The following is a 17,243-nucleotide window of genomic DNA, read 5'->3' on the forward strand; positions in this document are numbered from 1 at the left end:
CCCCCCCCCCCCCCCCCCCCCCCCCCCCCCCCCCCCCCCCCCCCCCCCGCCCCCCCCCCCCCCCCCCCCCCCCCCCCCCCCCCCCCCCCCCCCCACCCCCCCCGCCCCCCCCCCCCCCCCCCCCCCCCCCCCCCCACTACAGGAGACGCCCTATCAGCTGGAGATTGCCAGACGTTCCTGGCGGTAACGCCACACGGCTACCGCCCACAGCAGCACTGCCAGCAACACCGACGCGGCCAGATACACCGCCCATTGGGTGGCCGACGGCATCTCGCCGCGGGTCACTTTCACCAGCATCTGGTTCTGCGACAGGAACGGCACCGCGTACTGCCACAGCTGGGTGTCCTTCAGCGGGTAGGCCATCAAGGCGTAGCCCGGCAGCATCGGCAGCAACATCAACCAGACCATATGGCTCTGTGCTTCCTTCATGCTCTTGGAGCTGGCCGACAGGCAGGTCAGCAGCGCGGTGCCGATCAGCACCAGCGGCAGCAGGATCACCAGCAGCTTGCCCATCGCCGCGAAGCTCACGTCCAGCGAGCGCGCCGCGCCACCACCAATGCTGGCGCTGACCTTGAACGAAATCAGGATCAGCAGCATCGACGCCAGGCCCAGCAACACCGCTGCCAGCATCTTGCCGCTGACCAAGGCGCCGCGTGCTGCCGGCGTGGCCAGCAAGGGCTCAAGCGATTGCCGCTCACGCTCACCGGCGGTGGTGTCCATTGCCAGATGCGAGCCGCCGATGAAGGCGAACAACATCAGTACCAGTGGCAGCACCACCGACAGGAAGATGCCGCGCTTGGCCTCGGCCGTGGCCAGATCACGAGTGCCGACATTGACCGGTGCGGCCACCGCCGGATTGACGCCGCGTGCCAGCAGGCGCAAGGCGCCCACCGATTGCCCGTAGGCAGTCAGCACATTGCGCACGCGGGCGATCTGCACGTCGCCGGTACGGCGCGTGGTATCAGCGACGATTTCCACCTTGGCTGGCTTGCCAGCCTGCCAGTCGGCAGCGAAGTTCTCGTCGATCACCAAGGCCAGGTCTTCGCGCTGGCTGCGGATCAGTGCTTCGTAGTCGGCCGGTGCCTCGGTGGCATTGATGCCGCGGCTGGCCAGGAAGGCGACCAGGTTCGGCGCACGGGCGATGCCCACCACCGGGATGCTCAAGTCCTTCTCCAACTGCGTCTCGGCGCGCAGGTTGGTGAGCTTGTTCATGCCCAGGAACAGCAACGGGTACAGCAACGGTGCTGTCAGCAGGGTCAACAGGAAGGTGCGGCGATCGCGGGCGAAGTCGCGCAGCTCTTTGCGCATCACCGTGAAGATGGCGCGGAAATATCCAGTCTGGCTCATGCGTGCAGGCCCTCCTCGCTGCCGATCAGTTTCACGAACGCGTCTTCCAGGTTGCTCTCGTGGGCCTGCTCGCGCAGTTCATCCGGCGTGCCTTGGGCAACCACCCTGCCCTGCGCGACGATCACGATGCGGTCACACAGCGCGGCGACCTCCTGCATGATGTGGCTTGAGAAGATCACGCAGCGGCCTTCCTCACGCAGTTCCTTGAGGAAGCCACGCAGGCCACGGGTGGTCATCACGTCCAGGCCATTGGTCGGCTCGTCGAGGATCACATTGCGCGGGTCGTGGATCAGCGCGCGGGCAATCGCGGTCTTGGTGCGCTGGCCCTGGCTGAAACCTTCGGTGGCACGATCGAGGAAGTCCTCCATCTGCAGCGCCTTGGCCAGGCGCGCGGTGCGCTCGACGATGGCGGCCGAGCTCATGCCGTGCAGTTCACCGAAGTAATCGATGTTCTCGCGGGCTGTGAGGCGCTTGTACACACCGCGCGCATCCGGCAACACGCCGAGGCTGCGACGCACCGCGTTGGGGTCGACCGCGGCATCGATGCCATCGACCAGCACGCGGCCGCTTTCCGGCGTCATCAGCGTGTACAGCATGCGCAGCGTGGTGGTCTTGCCGGCACCATTGGGGCCGAGCAGGCCAGTGATCTGGCCGTCGTGGGCGGTGAAGCCCACGTCATCCACGGCAATCACTGGCGTCTTGTCCTTGCCCCTGCCGGGGAAGGTCTTGCGGAGTCGTTCTGCAACGATCATGGAAGCTAATCCTCAGTGATGCGGTGATGTCACGGTTCCCAGCCATTGAAGCTGGTGAACGGCGGCACGTAGTTGAGTTTTTCCAGGCAGGCACCGTCGAGCGCCTTCGGGTCGGTCTTTTCGATGAACTGCGCGAACAGCTTGGGCATGCAGCCAGCACCGATGACGTTGTGGCCCTGGCCACGCAGCACGAACAGGCGCGCGTTATCCAGATGCTTGACCACTTCTTCGCCATAGCGCGGCGGCGTCACCGGATCGAACTCGCCTTCCAGCACCAGCGTCGGCAGCTTGCCGGCCAGCGGCTTGTGGAAGTCGGCTGGTACCGTGCCCTTGGGCCAGCTGGCGCACATCGCGCCCATGGCTTCGGCCATCTGGTTGCCGAGCACGGTGTTCTCGTCGGCGCTGTTGGCGACCATGCTTTCCTTGTCTTCGCTGCACACCACCGACAGCTGCATGCCCATCGCCATGGCATCCTTCATCTCGCCCTGCAGCATCTGCGTCAGCGCCATCAGGTTGTCGTAGCGGCCGCCATTGGCTTCATGGATGAGCTTGGGCAGCAGCGCACCGGCAGCCGGCATGTAGGCATACATGCGTACCAGCCCGGCCACGGTTTCCGCACGCAGCTCGCCCTGCTGCTGTTCGCCGGTGCTGGCGTCGCGGTATTGCACCATCACCGGCTGCGCGCGCAGCTTGGCCAGCAGCGTGTCCAGCTCGGCACGTGGATCACCCAGCTTGTCCTTGCACGATGCGGTCTTGGTGCATTGGGCGAACTGCAGCGCCAAGGCGTCATCCAGATTGCGCGCGAAGATATTGCCCAGCTGCAGGCTGTTCGGCACCACCGAGTCGAGCACGATGCTGCGGGTGGCCTGCGGATGGCGCATGGCGTACTGCTGGGCCACGCGGGTGCCGTAGCTGACGCCGACCAGATTGATCTGCGTCGCACCGATGGCCTGGCGCACCGCATCCAGATCCGCCACCGCCTCGGTGGTGGTGTAGAAGCGCAGGTCGGCCTTCTTTGCCAGCTCGGTTGCGCAGCTCTGCGCCGCTGCGACCATCGAGGCCGTGCTGAAATCGGCATCGTCCGGCGTATCGCAGGCCAGCAGATTGGATTTACCGGTGCCGCGCTGGTCCACCAGGATCACGTTGCGGTGCTTGCGCACCTCGGCAAATGCGGCATCCACCTGCGGATAAGTGGCGACCGCGGCCTGGCCCGGGCCACCGGCCAGGAAGAACACCGGGTCTGGCTGCAGATCGCTTTCCTTCTCCGGGGCGACCCAGGCGATGTTCAAACTGATCTTGCGGCCTTGCGGGTTTGTCCGGTCTTCGGGCACTTCCAGCGTGGTGCATTGCGCTTCCAGGCTGTCGCGGCTGCCGGCCGAGCTCAGGCTGCAGGGTTGGAAGTTCAAGCTGCCCAGCGTCTGCGGCTTGCCGGCCACGGCCGTTACAGTAGTGGCTCCGGCCGCAGCAGGTGCTGGCGCAGGCGTATCGGTTGACCGCACCAGGCGGTAACCAACGATGCCGGCGATCACGGCCAAGGCGAGGATGGTTTGGGTCTTGCGGGACATCATCGGAACAGCCCCTCACGGTTGAAGGAAATAAACGGGTCTACCTGCATCCAGACGCGGGCGCGGCAGCTATGTGACATCAGGAAAGAAAATTTCTTCAATACGGCTTTCAAACAGGCGCGCAATCCGGAACGCCAGCGGCAGGCTGGGATCGTACTTGCCGGTCTCCAGCGCATTGATGGTCTGCCGGGAGACTTCGAGCCTCTCGGCCAACTCCCCTTGCGACCAGCCCTTGGCTTCGCGCAGCTCGCGCAATCGGTTATCCATCGCCCCAGCTCAGTGGTAACGCCGTGCGACCACGACCTTGGCCAGCCCGTACGACAGGCATACCAAGGGAAACACCCAGATCATCGCCACGTTGGACGGCACATCGATGACCTTGGCCGACTGCAGAAAGCCCCCTGTCAGATACAGCAGCGAAATGAATGCCGTGGCGAAACTCACTGCCTCCAGCTCGATACGCTGCTGCAGCTCATCGGTATCGCGGATGTAGCGGATCATCGCCCGCAGCACCAGCATCATCGGCGGTACCGGCAACAGCGCGATCAAAGCCCGCAGCAGACCGTCTTCGACCCGCTTCAGCAGCAGGATCGACAGCACCAGCAGCACCACGTAGCCAGCCATGGCCAGCATCACCTCGCGGGTATAGCGTTTGCGCAGCTTGGCCGGCGCGGCATCGCAGCCATCGGGCATCAACCGACGCAGCAGTGCTGCCAATACCAGGCCCAGGGCGATACCAAACAGGATGCCGGTGAGCTGCGGCTGCGCGCCCATTGGCTGCCACAGCAGCACGGCGGAAGCGACGAGGGCGAATACTGCGGCGACAATCAACATGCCGACCGTCGATTGATTGCGGCTCATCGTCCCGTCCCCTGCAACAGCGTCTGCAGGCTTGGCGCTAGGGCAACAAACCGGCTGACAGCACGCCGATTGACAGCACACCGGCTGGCAACGGAGTCCGTTGCCGCGGAACAGACAAGACAGCTGCAATGACGCATGGCCAACTCCTGTAAAGCACGCTTGACACATCCTGCGACGGAGCCAGCCAGCCTGTCAAGTAGCCTTTACAGATGGAAACGACCAGTACGCTGACCCGCCCTGCCCCGCCCAGCGTGGGAAAGATGCATCCACAACGAAGAAAGGCGCGAACGAAAGCGTCGCGCCTTTATGCGGATCGAAACCAAGCCGAGACCAGACCGGCCGGCTCACCAGCAGGGACGACTGCGCTGCAGTCGCCAAGCATCACTTGCTGCTGACGTACTTCTCGCGGCGGATCTGCGGCATCGGCAGACCTGCTTGCTTCAGCACTTCCACGCAGGTATCGACCATGTCCGGGTTGCCGCACAGGTAGACGATATCGCGGGCCGGGTCCGGGGCGATCTCAGCCAGCTGCTGCTGCACATAACCCTTGCGGACATCGGCGTGCGGGTTTTCCGGCAGTTCGCGCGACAGGCAGGGCATGTAGCGGAACCCCGGGTTGGCCGCGGCGAAGGCGTAGAAGTCGTCGCTGTACAGTAGTTCTTCCGGGGTCCGCGCGCCCTGCAACAGCACCACCTCCACACCGCGCTCGACCATGGCCGTGTGCAGCTGCGGCAGCATCGAGCGGTACGGGGTGACGCCGGTACCGGTGGCGATCAGCACATAGCGGGCATTGTGGTCACCCGGCTGCAGGCAGAAACGGCCGAACGGGCCGCTGCCGCTGACGTGGTCGCCCAGTTCCATGCCCTCGAACAGGGCCGTGGCGGCGCCGCCGGGGACAAAGCTGACTGCAATTTCCACCGCATCGCCCGGACCCAGCGCGTGGTCGTGGATGGTGGCCAGCGAGTAGCTGCGCTTGGTCGCGGTGCCATCGGCGTAGTCGAAGTGGATCTGAATGAACTGACCGGGCAGGAAATCCAGCGGCTGGCCGTCGTCACGGACGAACTGGTAATGGCCGATGCTGGGCGCCAGCATGTGGCGGCCGACCAGCTTGAGGGGGAATTGGATTGGCACAGGAGGGGAACAGTGTGTAACCGGGTATGGACCACGGGGCCTCCTATAATAGCCGCCTGCACTTATCCGACGCCTGTACCCGGCGCGAAGGCCCGAGATTGGACTCCCGTACCCAAAACAGCACAGCTGCGCTGCGCATCACCGACCTGCGCAAGACCTATGACAACGGCGTCCAGGCCCTGAAAGGGGTGTCGCTGGACGTCGCGCCGGGCGACTTTTTCGCCCTGCTCGGCCCCAACGGCGCCGGCAAGTCGACCCTGATCGGCATCGTTTCTTCACTGGTGAACCTGAGCGAAGGCCAGGTACAGGTGTTCGGCAGCGACCTGGTGGCCGAGCGCAGCGCCACCATGCGCCTGATCGGGCTGGTACCGCAGGAGATCAACTTCAACCTGTTCGAGAAGCCCTTCGACATCCTGGTGAACTACGCCGGCTTCTACGGGATTCCGCGTGCCGAGGCCGAGGTCCGCGCCGAGGAAGAACTCAAGCGCGCGCACCTGTGGAACAAGGCGCAGATGATGAGCCGCACCCTGTCCGGCGGCATGAAGCGCCGGCTGATGATCGCCCGCGCGATGATGACCCGGCCGCGTCTGCTGATCCTCGACGAGCCCACCGCTGGCGTGGATATCGAGATCCGCCGCGACATGTGGAAGACGCTGCAGGAAATCAACGCCGCCGGCACCACCATCATCCTCACCACGCACTATCTGGAAGAGGCCGAGCAGCTGTGCCGCAACCTGGCCATCATCAACCATGGCCAGATCGTCGAGCAGGGGCCGATGCGCGACCTGCTGGCCAAGCTCGATGTGGAAGGCTTCCTGTTCGATATCGACGGTGACCTGCCCGCGCAGCTGCCACAGATCGAAGGTGCCGTGCTGACCGCCAGCAACGCGCACACGCTGGATCTGGACATGCCGCGCGCGATGGATCTGAACCGTGTTTTCGACGCATTGAATGCCGCCGGCATCCGCGTGCGTTCGATGCGTACCAAGAGCAACCGCCTGGAGGAGCTGTTCGTGCGGCTCACCGGCAACCTGGAGAACAGCGCAGCATGAGTACCCCCGTTCCCGTGACCGACAGCAGCCGCAACTGGGTGGCGCTGGGCACCATCGTTCGTCGCGAGGTCAACCGCATCCTGCGCATCTGGGGCCAGACCCTGGTCCCGCCGGCCATCACCATGACCCTGTACTTCCTGATCTTCGGCGGCCTGATCGGCTCCAAGATCGGGCAGATGGGCGGCTACAGCTACATGCAATTCATCGTGCCGGGCCTGGTGATGATGAGCGTGATCCAGAACAGCTACGGCAACATCAGTTCTTCGTTCTTCGGCGCCAAGTTCGGCCGTCATATCGAAGAACTGCTGGTCAGCCCGATGCCGAACTGGGTGATCCTCGGCGGCTATGTGGCCGGCGCGGTGTTGCGCGGCTTGATGGTCGGTGTGATCGTGCTGATCATCGCCATGTTCTTCACCCCCGTGCGCATCCCGCACCCGCTGGTGACGCTGACCACGGTGCTGCTGGGCGCAACGATCTTCTCGCTGGCCGGCTTCATCAATGCCGTCTACGCCAAGAAGTTCGATGACGTGGCGATCGTGCCGACCTTCATCCTGACCCCGCTGACCTACCTGGGCGGCGTGTTCTATTCGGTGACCTTGTTGCCGGGCTGGGCGCAGGCGATGACCCATGCCAACCCGATCTTCTACATGGTCAATGCGTTCCGTTATGGCCTGCTCGGCAGCAGCGACGTGCCGTTGTGGGTGTCGTATGCATTGATGCTGGGCTTTGTTGTCGCGCTCACCACGCTGGCACTGTGGCTGCTGCGGCGAGGCGTAGGCCTGCGCAGCTGAGAAAAGGCGCCGAAAGGCGCCTTTTTTTGTTCTGGCTTTTGTGGGAGCGGTGTAAGCCGCGAAGCTGGTGAACCATCAGCACCGCTGGGTCTTCGCAATCGCATTCTCCACAGCCTCTGTTCTCTCCATTTCACTGCCACCGGCGTTGGCACCAGCTTCGCGGCTGACGCCGCTCCTACAACACTCCCGAACACCTATGATGTTCCCACTCCCCTTTGTCGATGGATATCCACGCTGATGCGCATCCTGATTCTCGGTGCCGGCGGTACCGGTGGTTACTTTGGTGGTCGGCTGGCCCAGGCCGGCGTTGATGTCACCTTCCTGGTGCGGGCCAACCGCGCAGCCCAGCTCGATCGCGATGGTCTGGTGATCCGCAGCCCGCTCGGCGATGCGGCATTCCCGGTCGCCCACGTCACTGCCGACGCACTGCCACAACTGGCCAAGGAACAGCCATTCGATCTGGTCATCCTCAGCTGCAAGGCCTATGACCTGGACAGCTCGATCGATGCCATCGCGCCAGCAGTGGGCGCAAATACCAGCGTGCTGCCGATTCTCAATGGCCTGCGTCATTACGCTGCGCTGGATGCACGTTTCGGGCGTGATCACGTACTCGGCGGGCTGTGCTTCATCAGCGCGACCAAGGCCGAGGACGGGGCGGTGCTGCATCTGGACAAGCCGGCCAAGCTGACCTTCGGCGAGCGCGATGGTGCTGCTGACAGCGCACGCGTAAGCGCACTGGTCAAAGCCTGCGAACAAGCCGGCATTGATCATGTCGCCTCGGCCGATATCGCCCAGGAGCAGTGGATCAAGTACACCTTCCTCACCGCGCTGGCCGCCGGCACCTGCCTGATGCGCGCCGACGTCGGCACCATCGTTGCCAGCGACCATGGCACCGCCTTCATGCAGGCCCTGTACGCCGAATGCCTGGCAGTCGCCGCGCAGGCCGGCCAGCCAATTCCAGCGAAGGCGCAGGACATCGCGCTAGGTGCACTCACCAAGCCCGGCTCGCCGATCAAAGCCTCGATGCTGCGCGATCTGGAAGCCGGCCAACGCGTGGAAGCGGCACATATCGTGGGCGATATGTTGCAGCGTGCACTGGCCGTCGGCCAGCAGGCACCGTTGCTGCAGGCAGCCCATTGCCACCTGCAGGCCTACCAGGCGCAGCTGCAGCGCTGAGCCGGTACGGATGCGACTGCGACGCGTCGGCATCATGCCTCTGGTGCCGACGCCAGCGCACGCTGCTGGCGTTGTTCACGACGGCGATGCACCCAGTAGTACAACGCAGGCAGGACCACCAAGGTCAGCAGCATCGCCGAGATCAGCCCACCGATCACCACCACCGCCAGCGGCTTCTGGGTCTCGGCACCGATTGCGTGCGAGGTCGCCATCGGCAACAGGCCGAACATCGCCAGCAGCGCCGTCATCAACACGGTCCGCAAGCGCTGCAGCGAACCCTGCACCACCGAGTCGTACAACGACATGCCCTGCTCGCGCAGCTGGCCGAAGCGACTCAACATCACCACCCCGTTCAGCACCGCCTGGCCAAACAGGGCGATGAAGCCGATCGCCGCCGATACCGACAGCGGTATCCCGGTCAGCAGCAGCGCCAGGATGCCGCCGATCAACGCGAACGGCACGTTGGCCAGGATCAGGCCCGCGCTGGTGAAATCCTTGAACGCATCGAACAACAGCACGAAGATGATCAGCACCGACAGCGGCACCACCCACGCCAATCGCTGCATGGCCCGTTGCTGGTTCTCGAATTCGCCCGACCAGCTGACCGCATACCCCTGTGGCAAGCGCAGGGATGCATCCACACGTGCGCGCATGTCGGCCACCACACTGCCCATGTCACGCCCAGCGATGAAGATGCTGATCGCCTTCACCCGTTGGCCATTGTCACGGGAGATGTTGATCGCGCCGTTCGCCATGCCGAAGTCGGCCACGTCACCCAGCGTTACAGTCCGCCCTTCGCCGATATCCACCGGCAGCAGGCGCAGCCGTTGCAGTTCACGGTCCGCATCCGCCAGCCGCAGCGTCACCGGGAAGCGACGCTCGCCCTGCCACAGCTCGCCGACCTCACGACCGCCCAGCGCGGTCTCGATCACCTCATCGATCGCCTTGATGCTCAGGCCGTAGCGCGCAGCACGTTCACGGTCGATCTCGATGCGCAGCTGCGGCAGCGTGCCATCGCGATCGATGAAAGCGCTCTCCACGCCCTCGACGTCGCGCACCTGCGCCAATACCTGCTGGGCATGTTCGTTGAGCAGCTCCAGATCATCGCCGCTGATCTTGATGACGATCTGACCCTTGATCTGGGAAATGCTCTCCAGGATGTTGTCGCGTACCGGCTGCGAGATCGAGAACTCCGGCCCGGGAATGCGCTCTTCAAGCATGCGCTGCATCTGCGCCACCAGTCGTGCCTTGGTGATGCCTGCAGGCCATTGCTTCTCCGGCTTGAGTGCCACCAGCGCCTCGATCTGGTTGGCACCCTTGGCATCGGAGCCATCCTCCGGCCGCCCAAGCTTGGCCACCACGGTGGAAACCTCCGGCATCGACCCGACCAGCGCACGGATGCGCCGCGACTGCGACTGCGCCTCGCTCAGGCTGACGCTGGGGTCGAGCGTGGCAGTCAACCAGATCGATCCCTCATCCAGCTCCGGCAGGAACTCGCTGCCCAAGCGTGTGCCGAGTGCAAGCGTCACCGCCAGTATCGCCAACGCACTCAAGGCCACCGCCTTCGGCCGCGCCAGCGCCCGCTCCAGCACCGGTCGGTACCAACCGCCCAGGCGCCGCATCAGCGGATTGTCGGCACGCGGTGGTCGGCCTCGACCCAGCCACCAGTAGCACAGCAACGGCACTACGGTCAGCGCCAACAGCAGGGCGCCAATCAAGGCTGATGTCACCGAGTACGCCATCGGCGCGAACATGCGCCCTTCGTGCCGCTGCAGGGTGAAGATCGGGATATGCGCGGCGATGATGATCAGCATCGAGAAGAAGGTGGGCCGCCCGACCTCACGCGTCGCCGACAGCACCGTATCGAACTTGATCCGACGGTCGCTACCGGGTGGCAACAGTGCCAAGCGCGCCACGATGTGCTCGGTGACGATCACCGCGCCGTCGATGATGATGCCGAAGTCCATCGCTCCCAGCGATAGCAGGTTGGCTGGCACGCCCCACAGGCGCAGGCCCAGGAAAGTGGACAGCATCGCCAGTGGCATCATCGCCGCCACGATCAATGCCGCACGCGGGTTGTACAGGAACAGCCACAGCACTAGAAACACCAGCACCGCACCTTCCACCAGGTTGCCGAACACAGTGCGCAACGTGGTCGACACCAACCAGGAGCGGTCGTAGAACGGTTCAATGCTCACCCCCGGCGGCAACTGCCCGGTCGCCTCGATCTGGGCGATGCGGGCGTGCAATGCATCCAGCACCTTGGAGGGATTCTCGCCCTTGCGCATCAACACCATGCCAAAGACCGCATCGTCATTGCCGTCCTGGCCAACCAGTCCCTGTCGGGGCAGGCCGGTATCGGCAACGCTGGCCAGGTCGCGTACCAGGATGGGCGCACCATCGCGCTCGGCAACGACGATCCGCGCGATGTCCTCGGCCGACCGCAACAAGCCAACACCACGGATAAGATACTGTTGCTGGCCCTTTTCGACATAGCCGCCGCCGGCGTTGGAACTGCCATCCTGCAGGGCCTTGGCGAAGTCCTCCAGGCTGACCCCACGATCACGCAGGCGGCCCAGGTCCGGCTGCACCTGGAAGCTGCGCAACCAGCCGCCGAAGCCGATCACGTCGGCCACCCCCGGCACCGTACGCAACTGCCGCGCCATCACCCACTCCTGCAGCGTGCGCAGCTCGGTCGAGCTCAGGTGATCGCCACGCAGCACATAGCGGTAGATCTCGCCCACCGCCGAACTCATCGGTTCGATGCCTGGATGCACACCCTCGGGCAGCTCCACGTCCTGCAAGCGCTCCAGTACCTGCGCACGGGCGAAATAGTCATCGGCGCCGTCATCGAAGGTCAGGATCACCATCGACAGGCCGAACTGGGTGTGCGAGAACACCCGCACCGAATGTGGGATACCCGACAGCGCCACTTCCAGTGGCATTGTCACCTCGCGTTCGACTTCCTCGGCGGCGCGCCCGGGATGCAGGGCCACCACCGTGACCTGGGTATCGGAAACGTCCGGGAATGCTTCCACCGGCAATTCGCGGAAGGCGACGAGTGCCGCACCAATGAACAGTACCAGCGCCAGCATCACCATCACCGGCTGGCGCATGCACCATGAAACCAGACGATCAATCATGGCGCCGTACCCGCAGCACCATTGGCGTTGGCACGTGGCTGGTCGAGCAACTGCTGCAGCAGCAGGCCGCCGTCCACCACCACGCGCTGACCAGCTTGCAGGCCCTCACGAATCCAGCTGCGGCCGGCGCCGATATCCTCGCTGACGACCGGCTGGCGACGGTAGCGCCCCTGCCCCTCATCGACGAACACCATGTTGCGGTTGTCGATCAGCAGCACCGCGGCGACCGGCACCGATACACCCGGCCGCACCGGCAGCGCCAGCGAGGCATGCAGGTATTGCCCAGCCTTGAAGCGACGCCCATGGTTGTCCACCTCCGCACGCGCCTGCACCACCCGTGTCTGGCTGTCCACGTAGTCGGCCACATGCGCAAGCACCAGTGGCTGCGGCTGCCCACTGCCATCATCGATGTCGACCTGCGCGCCTTCGTGGACCTGCATGGCAAGGTGCTCGGGAATGTCCAGCAGCAACCACAGGCGGTCCGGGTCGCTGACCACCGCCAGCGGCCGCTCGCTGTCGGCCGTTACATTCATGCCAGGGCTGATGTTGCGCTCCACCAGTACACCATCGACCGGCGTGCGCAGTGGCAGCCGTTGGTCGATGCTTCCCTGGCCTCCCAGCGTCTGCGCAAGCGTACGGGAGCGCGTGCGCTCGGCGCGGCTGGCGGCGAAACTGGTCTCGGCTTCATCCAGCTCGCGGCCTGACGCAATCCCGGCCTCATGCAGTTCACGCACGCGTGTGAGTTCATGCTGCGCCTTACGCAGCTCTGCTTCGCCGCGCACACCTTCGGCCTGCAACTGGCCAAACTCCGCCGAATTTATCCACGCCAGTGTTTGTCCGGCATGCACCGTCTGTCCGGGCGCGACCACCAGCTGCGCCACCTGGCCTGCCATCTGCGCACGCAGGTAGCTGGTGCGCGATTCGTCCCACGCCAACCGCGCCGGCACCTGCACGCGGTTGCTGGCCACGGTTTCGGCAGCTTCACTGCGTAGCACCCGCAGTTGTGGACTGGTGGCAGCGAAGCGGATGGTGTCCTGCCGTACCTCGGGTGCTGCCGCCGGTACCTCGCCCGCGTTGCGGCCACAGCCCGCCAGCAACCCCACCAACAACACTGCGTGACTGCCGCGATGCGACAGCGCGGCGAAAACCTTGTAGCCCATCAGGATCGAATTCCTTGCGAAGAGGGAAGCTCAAGCAGCGCCTGCCAACGGGCCAGCGCCACGGCGTGGTCCAACAACGCCTGTACCCGCTCCTGCTCGGCCTCACGCCAGGTGCGGCGCGCGTCGAGCAGATCGGTCAGGTTCGCCGCACCGCGGCGATACGCCAGCTCCATGCCATCCAAGGCCTGACGCGCAGCAGGCACGATCTGCATCTCGTAGTGACGCAGGCGCGTACTGTTGGCATCCAGTTGGCTGGCGGCCTGGCGCAGTTCGGCGCGGGCCGCACGCTCGGCCTGCTGCAGGTCCAGCAACGCCAGCTCATAGTCCGCTTCGGCGCGTTGTATCTGGCCGCGATGGTGATTGGGACCGGTCAGCGGCACGCTCACCGAAAAGCCCCAGGTAACGCCACCGATGTCAGCCGGTTCGCGCTCCATTTCCACGCCGAGTTGCAGATCGCGGTATCGCTGGCTCCGGGCCAAACGGCGATCGGCATCGGCCGCGCGCAACCGCGCCGCGGTCGCCTGCAGATCGGCGCGCAACATTGGATCGACGCTCTCCGCCGGTGCCGGCGCGTCGTAGAGGTGCGGCCACGGGTCGTCGGCGCTCAACTGTTCCGGTGCCCGCGTATCCCCGATCAGTATTCCCAGTGCGGTCTGCGCCTCGAACAGCTGCTGCCGCGCCTGGCGTGCCTCGGCCTGGGCTTTCATGTCCTCCACCGCCAGACGGTTACGCTCCATGGAGGCAATGGCGCCGGTAGCCAGTTGGCGATCGGCCGCAGTCAGTGCGCTTGCGGATTCATCGCGATTGGACTGCGCCACCTGCAACATCTGCTGTGCAGCTTTCAAGCCGAAATAGTGTTCATGCAACGCCAGACGCTGCTCGCGCAGCTGGTCGAGCACGTCCAGCTCGGCCGCATCGCCGCGTTCCCGCGCGCCTTCCATGCGCAGATGGCGCTTGCCACCGCGCTCCCAGCTCCAGCCCAGGCCCAGCGTGCTGTCCACGCGCTTGTCACTCCAACGGCCGGCACCGATGCCTTGCTGCTTGCTGATCTTGCTGCTGCCCAGGCTCAGCTCGGCTGGCGGCCGGCGTGACGCATCCACTGCATCGCCCTGCGTGCCACGCAGTTCGATGCGTGCCGCCTGGATGTCTGCATTGTTCCCTCGCAGCGCCAGCTCCGCTTGTTGCAGGCTCAAACCGTGGGCGATGCAGGGCGTCACCAGCAGCGGCAACAGAAGCAGAATTGGAAGTTTGGCGTTCATGCCCAACACGGTAAGGTGCTGGGCTTGCGGGAAACTTGCCCGATTCTTGCGTGAACCTTGCAATGCGTATCCTGCTGATCGAAGACGACCAGAAACTCGCCGAAGGCCTGCTGCGTGCATTGGCGCAGGACGGCCATGCCTGCGACCATCTGGACCGTGCCGGCTCGGCCCCGGCGGCATTCGACACCGTGGACTACGACCTGGCCATCCTCGACCTCGGGCTGCCGGATGGCGATGGCCTGGAACTGTTGGCGCAGCTACGACGGCGTGGCGTGGACACCCCCGTGTTGATACTCACCGCCCGCGATGGCGTGGAAGATCGCATCCGTGGCCTGGACTCGGGCGCGGATGACTACCTGGCCAAGCCCTTCGCACTGGGTGAACTGGAAGCACGGGTACGCGCCCTGGCCAGGCGCCGTGGCGCCGCCGCGCAGCTGCGCAGCATCGGCCGGTTGGTGTTCGATGCCGGTGTCCGCGATGTGCGGCTCGACGACGGCACCGCGCTGGAATTGACTGCGCGCGAGCTGGCCCTGGTCGACATGCTGATGCAGCAGCCAGGACGGGTCGTTTCAAAGCAACGCCTGTTCGATGCGATCTACAACTGGGATGCCGATGCCAACCTTTCGGTGATCGAGGTGCATCTCAGCCGCCTGCGACGCAAACTCAACGATGCAGGCGCGGGCGTCGGCATCCGCATGCTGCGTGGGCTGGGTTATCGGATCGAAGCCGCGCAATGAAGGCCAGGCCGGCCAGCCTGCGCACATTGCTGCTGCACCGGCTGTGGCTGCCGTTGCTGTTGCTGCTGCTGGCCAGCGCGGTGGCATCGTTCGCCCTGGCCCGCTACTACGCAGGGCAGGTCTACGACCGCTGGATGTGGGACTCGGCAATGTCGTTGGCACAGTTGCTGTACGTGCATGATGGCAACGTGGACATCACCATGACCGATGCCACTGCACGCATGTTCCAGTGGGATACCGTGGATCATGTCTACGGGCAGGTCATCGACGGTGAGCGCACGCTGTTCGGTGACCACAGGCTGCCAGCGCCAAGCCTGGCAACAAGCAGCGAGCCGCTGTACTACGACGCGCGCATCGATGACGCCCCGGTACGCGTGGTGCAGGTGGCGGTCGCGCTGGCAGGCACGCAGCGACCGGTGTTGATCCGTGTGGCGGAAACGCGGATCAAGCGCCATCGGCTGGAGCGCCGCATGTTGCTGTCCAGCCTGCCGCTGCAGGCGGTGGTGCTGTTGCTGGCCGCTGCCGCATTGCGCTGGGGCAGTACCGCCGTTGCCAGCAACATCAACCGCGCCACGCAACGACTGGTTGCTTTCGATGTGCAGCACCTGCGGCCGCTACCCGTGCATGAAGACAGTCCACGCGAACTGCAGCCCGCGCTGGATGCCATCAATACGCTGATAGAGCGGCTGGTCGCTGCGCAGCAACAGCAGCAGCGCTTCGTCGCCAATGCCGCCCACCAGCTGCGCACGCCACTCGCTGCACTGCAGGTGCGGCTGGACAGCGCCCTGCGCGAGACCGATGCCAATGCCCGTCGGCACGCACTTGATGCGGTGCTGGACGGGCTGACCCGCCTGCACCACCTCACCCATCAGATCCTGATGCTCAACCGCTCCGATGCTGCCGGAAGCGGCGCCCTCGCGCTGCGTCCGCTGGACCTGGCCAGCCTGTGCCGGCAGGCATTGGAGCGCCATGCCGACCGCGCCATCCAGCAGGGAGCAGACCTGGGCTACGAAGGGCCGGACGAGGGCCTGTGGATCGAGGGCGAGGCGCAGTTGCTACGCGAAATGATCGGCAATCTGATCGACAACGCGCTGCGCTATGGCCGCAGCGCTGGACAAGTGACACTGCGCCTGTCCGCCGCGCCCCTTACCCTGCAGGTGGAGGACGACGGCCCAGGTATTCCTCCTGATGAACGCGAACGCGTGCTGGAACGGTTCTACCGGCTGGCAAACGATGGCGAAGGCTGCGGGCTGGGCCTGTCCATCGTCAGCGAAATCGCCAGCCTGCACGGTGCCCAGCTCACGCTTGCGGCATCACCTACAGGTGGTACGCAGGTAACGCTGGTATTCCCCGCCTCAGCCCGCTGAGGCCGGCAGGCGGAAGAAGGCGCGGGTGGCGGCGGTAGCGTTGGCAGCGGTGACTGCCACGTCTTCGCCGCGGTCGCGGGCCAGCTCTTCGACGATATGCGACAGGAACGCTGGCTCGTTGCGGCGGTCCTTGGGCAGCGGCCGCATCGTGCGCGGCAACAGGTACGGCGCGTCGGTCTCGATCATCAAACGCTCGGCCGGGATGTGCTTTACCAGCTCACGCAGGTGCGCACCACGGCGCTCGTCGCACAGCCAGCCGGTGATACCGATGTACCAATCGCGGTCCAGGTAATCGAACAATTCGCGGCGCTCGGCGGTGAAACAATGCACCACCGCCGGGCCGAGCTTGCCGTCGAAGTTCTTCATCATCGCGATGAAATCATCATGCGCATCGCGCTGGTGCAGGAACAGCGGCTTGCCGGCGAGATCCGCGGATATCTGCAGCTGGCGCTCGAAAGCCTTGCGCTGGGCCGGACGCGGCGAGAAATCGCGGTTGTAATCCAGGCCACATTCGCCCACCGCTACCACTTCCGGATGCGCCTGCAATGCGCGCATTTCCACATCGCATTCTTCGGTGTATTCACTGGCATGGTGCGGATGCACGCCGGCAGTGGCGTACAGGAAACCCGGGTGACGCCGCGCCAGATCCAGCGCCATCGGCGAATGCTCGCGGCTGGCACCGGTGATCACCATCTGCACCACGCCAGCGGCGCGGGCGCGCTCCAGCACCGCGTCCAGGTCGCGATCAAAGGATTCATGGGTGAGATTGGCGCCGATGTCGATCAGTTGCATTGAGCTGGGGATGGTGAGGCGGAAAGGGTGAATTGTAGAGGTTTGGCCGCTGGCAAGCCCTTCGCAGGATGAACGAGCCGGTGTAACCGGGTTTCTGGCGGCGTTTGAAG

The 17,243-nt window shown here is 64.9% G+C and carries 15 protein-coding genes; 5 read left to right on the forward strand and 10 right to left on the reverse strand.

Going from position 1 to position 17,243, the window contains the following annotated elements; all coding sequences use genetic code 11:
• Window positions 1-153: 153 nt before the first annotated feature.
• From ACVOMB_RS10465 to ACVOMB_RS10490, 6 genes are all read right to left on the reverse strand, one after another.
• Window positions 154-1,347 (reverse strand): ABC transporter permease, encoded by a 1,194-nt coding sequence (locus ACVOMB_RS10465; protein WP_481531111.1) that lies wholly within the window; start codon window positions 1,345-1,347, stop codon window positions 154-156.
• Window positions 1,344-2,099, reverse strand: coding sequence for an ABC transporter ATP-binding protein (locus ACVOMB_RS10470; protein ID WP_282271996.1), 756 nt, complete (start codon window positions 2,097-2,099; stop codon window positions 1,344-1,346). The genes ACVOMB_RS10465 and ACVOMB_RS10470 overlap by 4 nt, the downstream gene beginning before the upstream one ends.
• 29 nt (window positions 2,100-2,128) lie before the next feature.
• Window positions 2,129-3,664, reverse strand: a complete 1,536-nt coding sequence (locus ACVOMB_RS10475; protein ID WP_481531112.1) for an alpha/beta hydrolase — start codon at window positions 3,662-3,664, stop codon at window positions 2,129-2,131.
• A gap of 69 nt (window positions 3,665-3,733) precedes the next feature.
• Window positions 3,734-3,931, reverse strand: a complete 198-nt coding sequence (locus ACVOMB_RS10480; RefSeq protein WP_481531113.1) for a helix-turn-helix transcriptional regulator — start codon at window positions 3,929-3,931, stop codon at window positions 3,734-3,736.
• Window positions 3,932-3,940: 9 nt separating this feature from the next.
• On the reverse strand, window positions 3,941-4,525 hold the full coding sequence (locus ACVOMB_RS10485; RefSeq protein WP_481531114.1) for a hypothetical protein: 585 nt from the start codon (window positions 4,523-4,525) through the stop codon (window positions 3,941-3,943).
• Window positions 4,526-4,906: 381 nt separating this feature from the next.
• Window positions 4,907-5,656, reverse strand: coding sequence for a ferredoxin--NADP reductase (locus ACVOMB_RS10490; protein WP_481531115.1), 750 nt, complete (start codon window positions 5,654-5,656; stop codon window positions 4,907-4,909).
• A 98-nt stretch (window positions 5,657-5,754) separates the two neighbouring features.
• Between ACVOMB_RS10490 and ACVOMB_RS10495 the strand changes: the two genes are divergently transcribed.
• The 3 genes from ACVOMB_RS10495 to panE all read left to right on the forward strand — a co-directional run bounded on the left by ACVOMB_RS10495 (window position 5,755) and on the right by panE (window position 8,675).
• On the forward strand, window positions 5,755-6,708 hold the full coding sequence (locus ACVOMB_RS10495; protein ID WP_481531116.1) for an ABC transporter ATP-binding protein: 954 nt from the start codon (window positions 5,755-5,757) through the stop codon (window positions 6,706-6,708).
• Window positions 6,705-7,499, forward strand: coding sequence for an ABC transporter permease (locus tag ACVOMB_RS10500; protein WP_481531117.1), 795 nt, complete (start codon window positions 6,705-6,707; stop codon window positions 7,497-7,499). The genes ACVOMB_RS10495 and ACVOMB_RS10500 overlap by 4 nt, the downstream gene beginning before the upstream one ends.
• A gap of 237 nt (window positions 7,500-7,736) precedes the next feature.
• A complete protein-coding gene (gene panE / locus ACVOMB_RS10505) occupies window positions 7,737-8,675 on the forward strand; it encodes a 2-dehydropantoate 2-reductase (RefSeq protein WP_481531118.1) in 939 nt (312 codons plus the stop codon).
• Window positions 8,676-8,707: 32 nt separating this feature from the next.
• On the opposite strand, the gene ACVOMB_RS10510 is transcribed toward panE, so the two are convergent.
• From ACVOMB_RS10510 to ACVOMB_RS10520, 3 genes are read right to left on the reverse strand one after another with little or no spacing between them, the layout of a single operon-like run.
• On the reverse strand, window positions 8,708-11,818 hold the full coding sequence (locus ACVOMB_RS10510) for an efflux RND transporter permease subunit (RefSeq protein WP_481531119.1): 3,111 nt from the start codon (window positions 11,816-11,818) through the stop codon (window positions 8,708-8,710).
• The gene (locus ACVOMB_RS10515) at window positions 11,815-12,978 is read right to left on the reverse strand and encodes an efflux RND transporter periplasmic adaptor subunit (RefSeq protein WP_481531120.1); all 1,164 of its coding nucleotides are present in this window, start codon (window positions 12,976-12,978) and stop codon (window positions 11,815-11,817) included. The genes ACVOMB_RS10510 and ACVOMB_RS10515 overlap by 4 nt, the downstream gene beginning before the upstream one ends.
• Window positions 12,978-14,237 (reverse strand): TolC family protein, encoded by a 1,260-nt coding sequence (locus ACVOMB_RS10520; RefSeq protein WP_481531121.1) that lies wholly within the window; start codon window positions 14,235-14,237, stop codon window positions 12,978-12,980. Before ACVOMB_RS10520 ends, ACVOMB_RS10515 begins: the two co-directional genes overlap by 1 nt.
• 62 nt (window positions 14,238-14,299) lie before the next feature.
• Between ACVOMB_RS10520 and ACVOMB_RS10525 the strand changes: the two genes are divergently transcribed.
• Window positions 14,300-14,974: a response regulator gene (locus tag ACVOMB_RS10525; protein ID WP_481531122.1), complete on the forward strand. Its 675-nt coding sequence runs from the start codon at window positions 14,300-14,302 to the stop codon at window positions 14,972-14,974.
• Window positions 14,971-16,341 carry a sensor histidine kinase gene (locus ACVOMB_RS10530; protein ID WP_481531123.1) on the forward strand — a complete coding sequence of 457 codons (1,371 nt, stop codon included), beginning with the start codon at window positions 14,971-14,973 and terminating at the stop codon, window positions 16,339-16,341. The genes ACVOMB_RS10525 and ACVOMB_RS10530 overlap by 4 nt, the downstream gene beginning before the upstream one ends.
• Here the strand turns inward: ACVOMB_RS10530 and ACVOMB_RS10535 are convergent.
• Complete coding sequence (locus ACVOMB_RS10535) at window positions 16,330-17,133, reverse strand: TatD family hydrolase (RefSeq protein WP_481531124.1); 804 nt, start codon at window positions 17,131-17,133, stop codon at window positions 16,330-16,332. The genes ACVOMB_RS10530 and ACVOMB_RS10535 overlap by 12 nt on opposite strands.
• Window positions 17,134-17,243: the final 110 nt, after the last annotated feature.

Source organism: Stenotrophomonas sp. STEN018 (assembly GCF_056760235.1).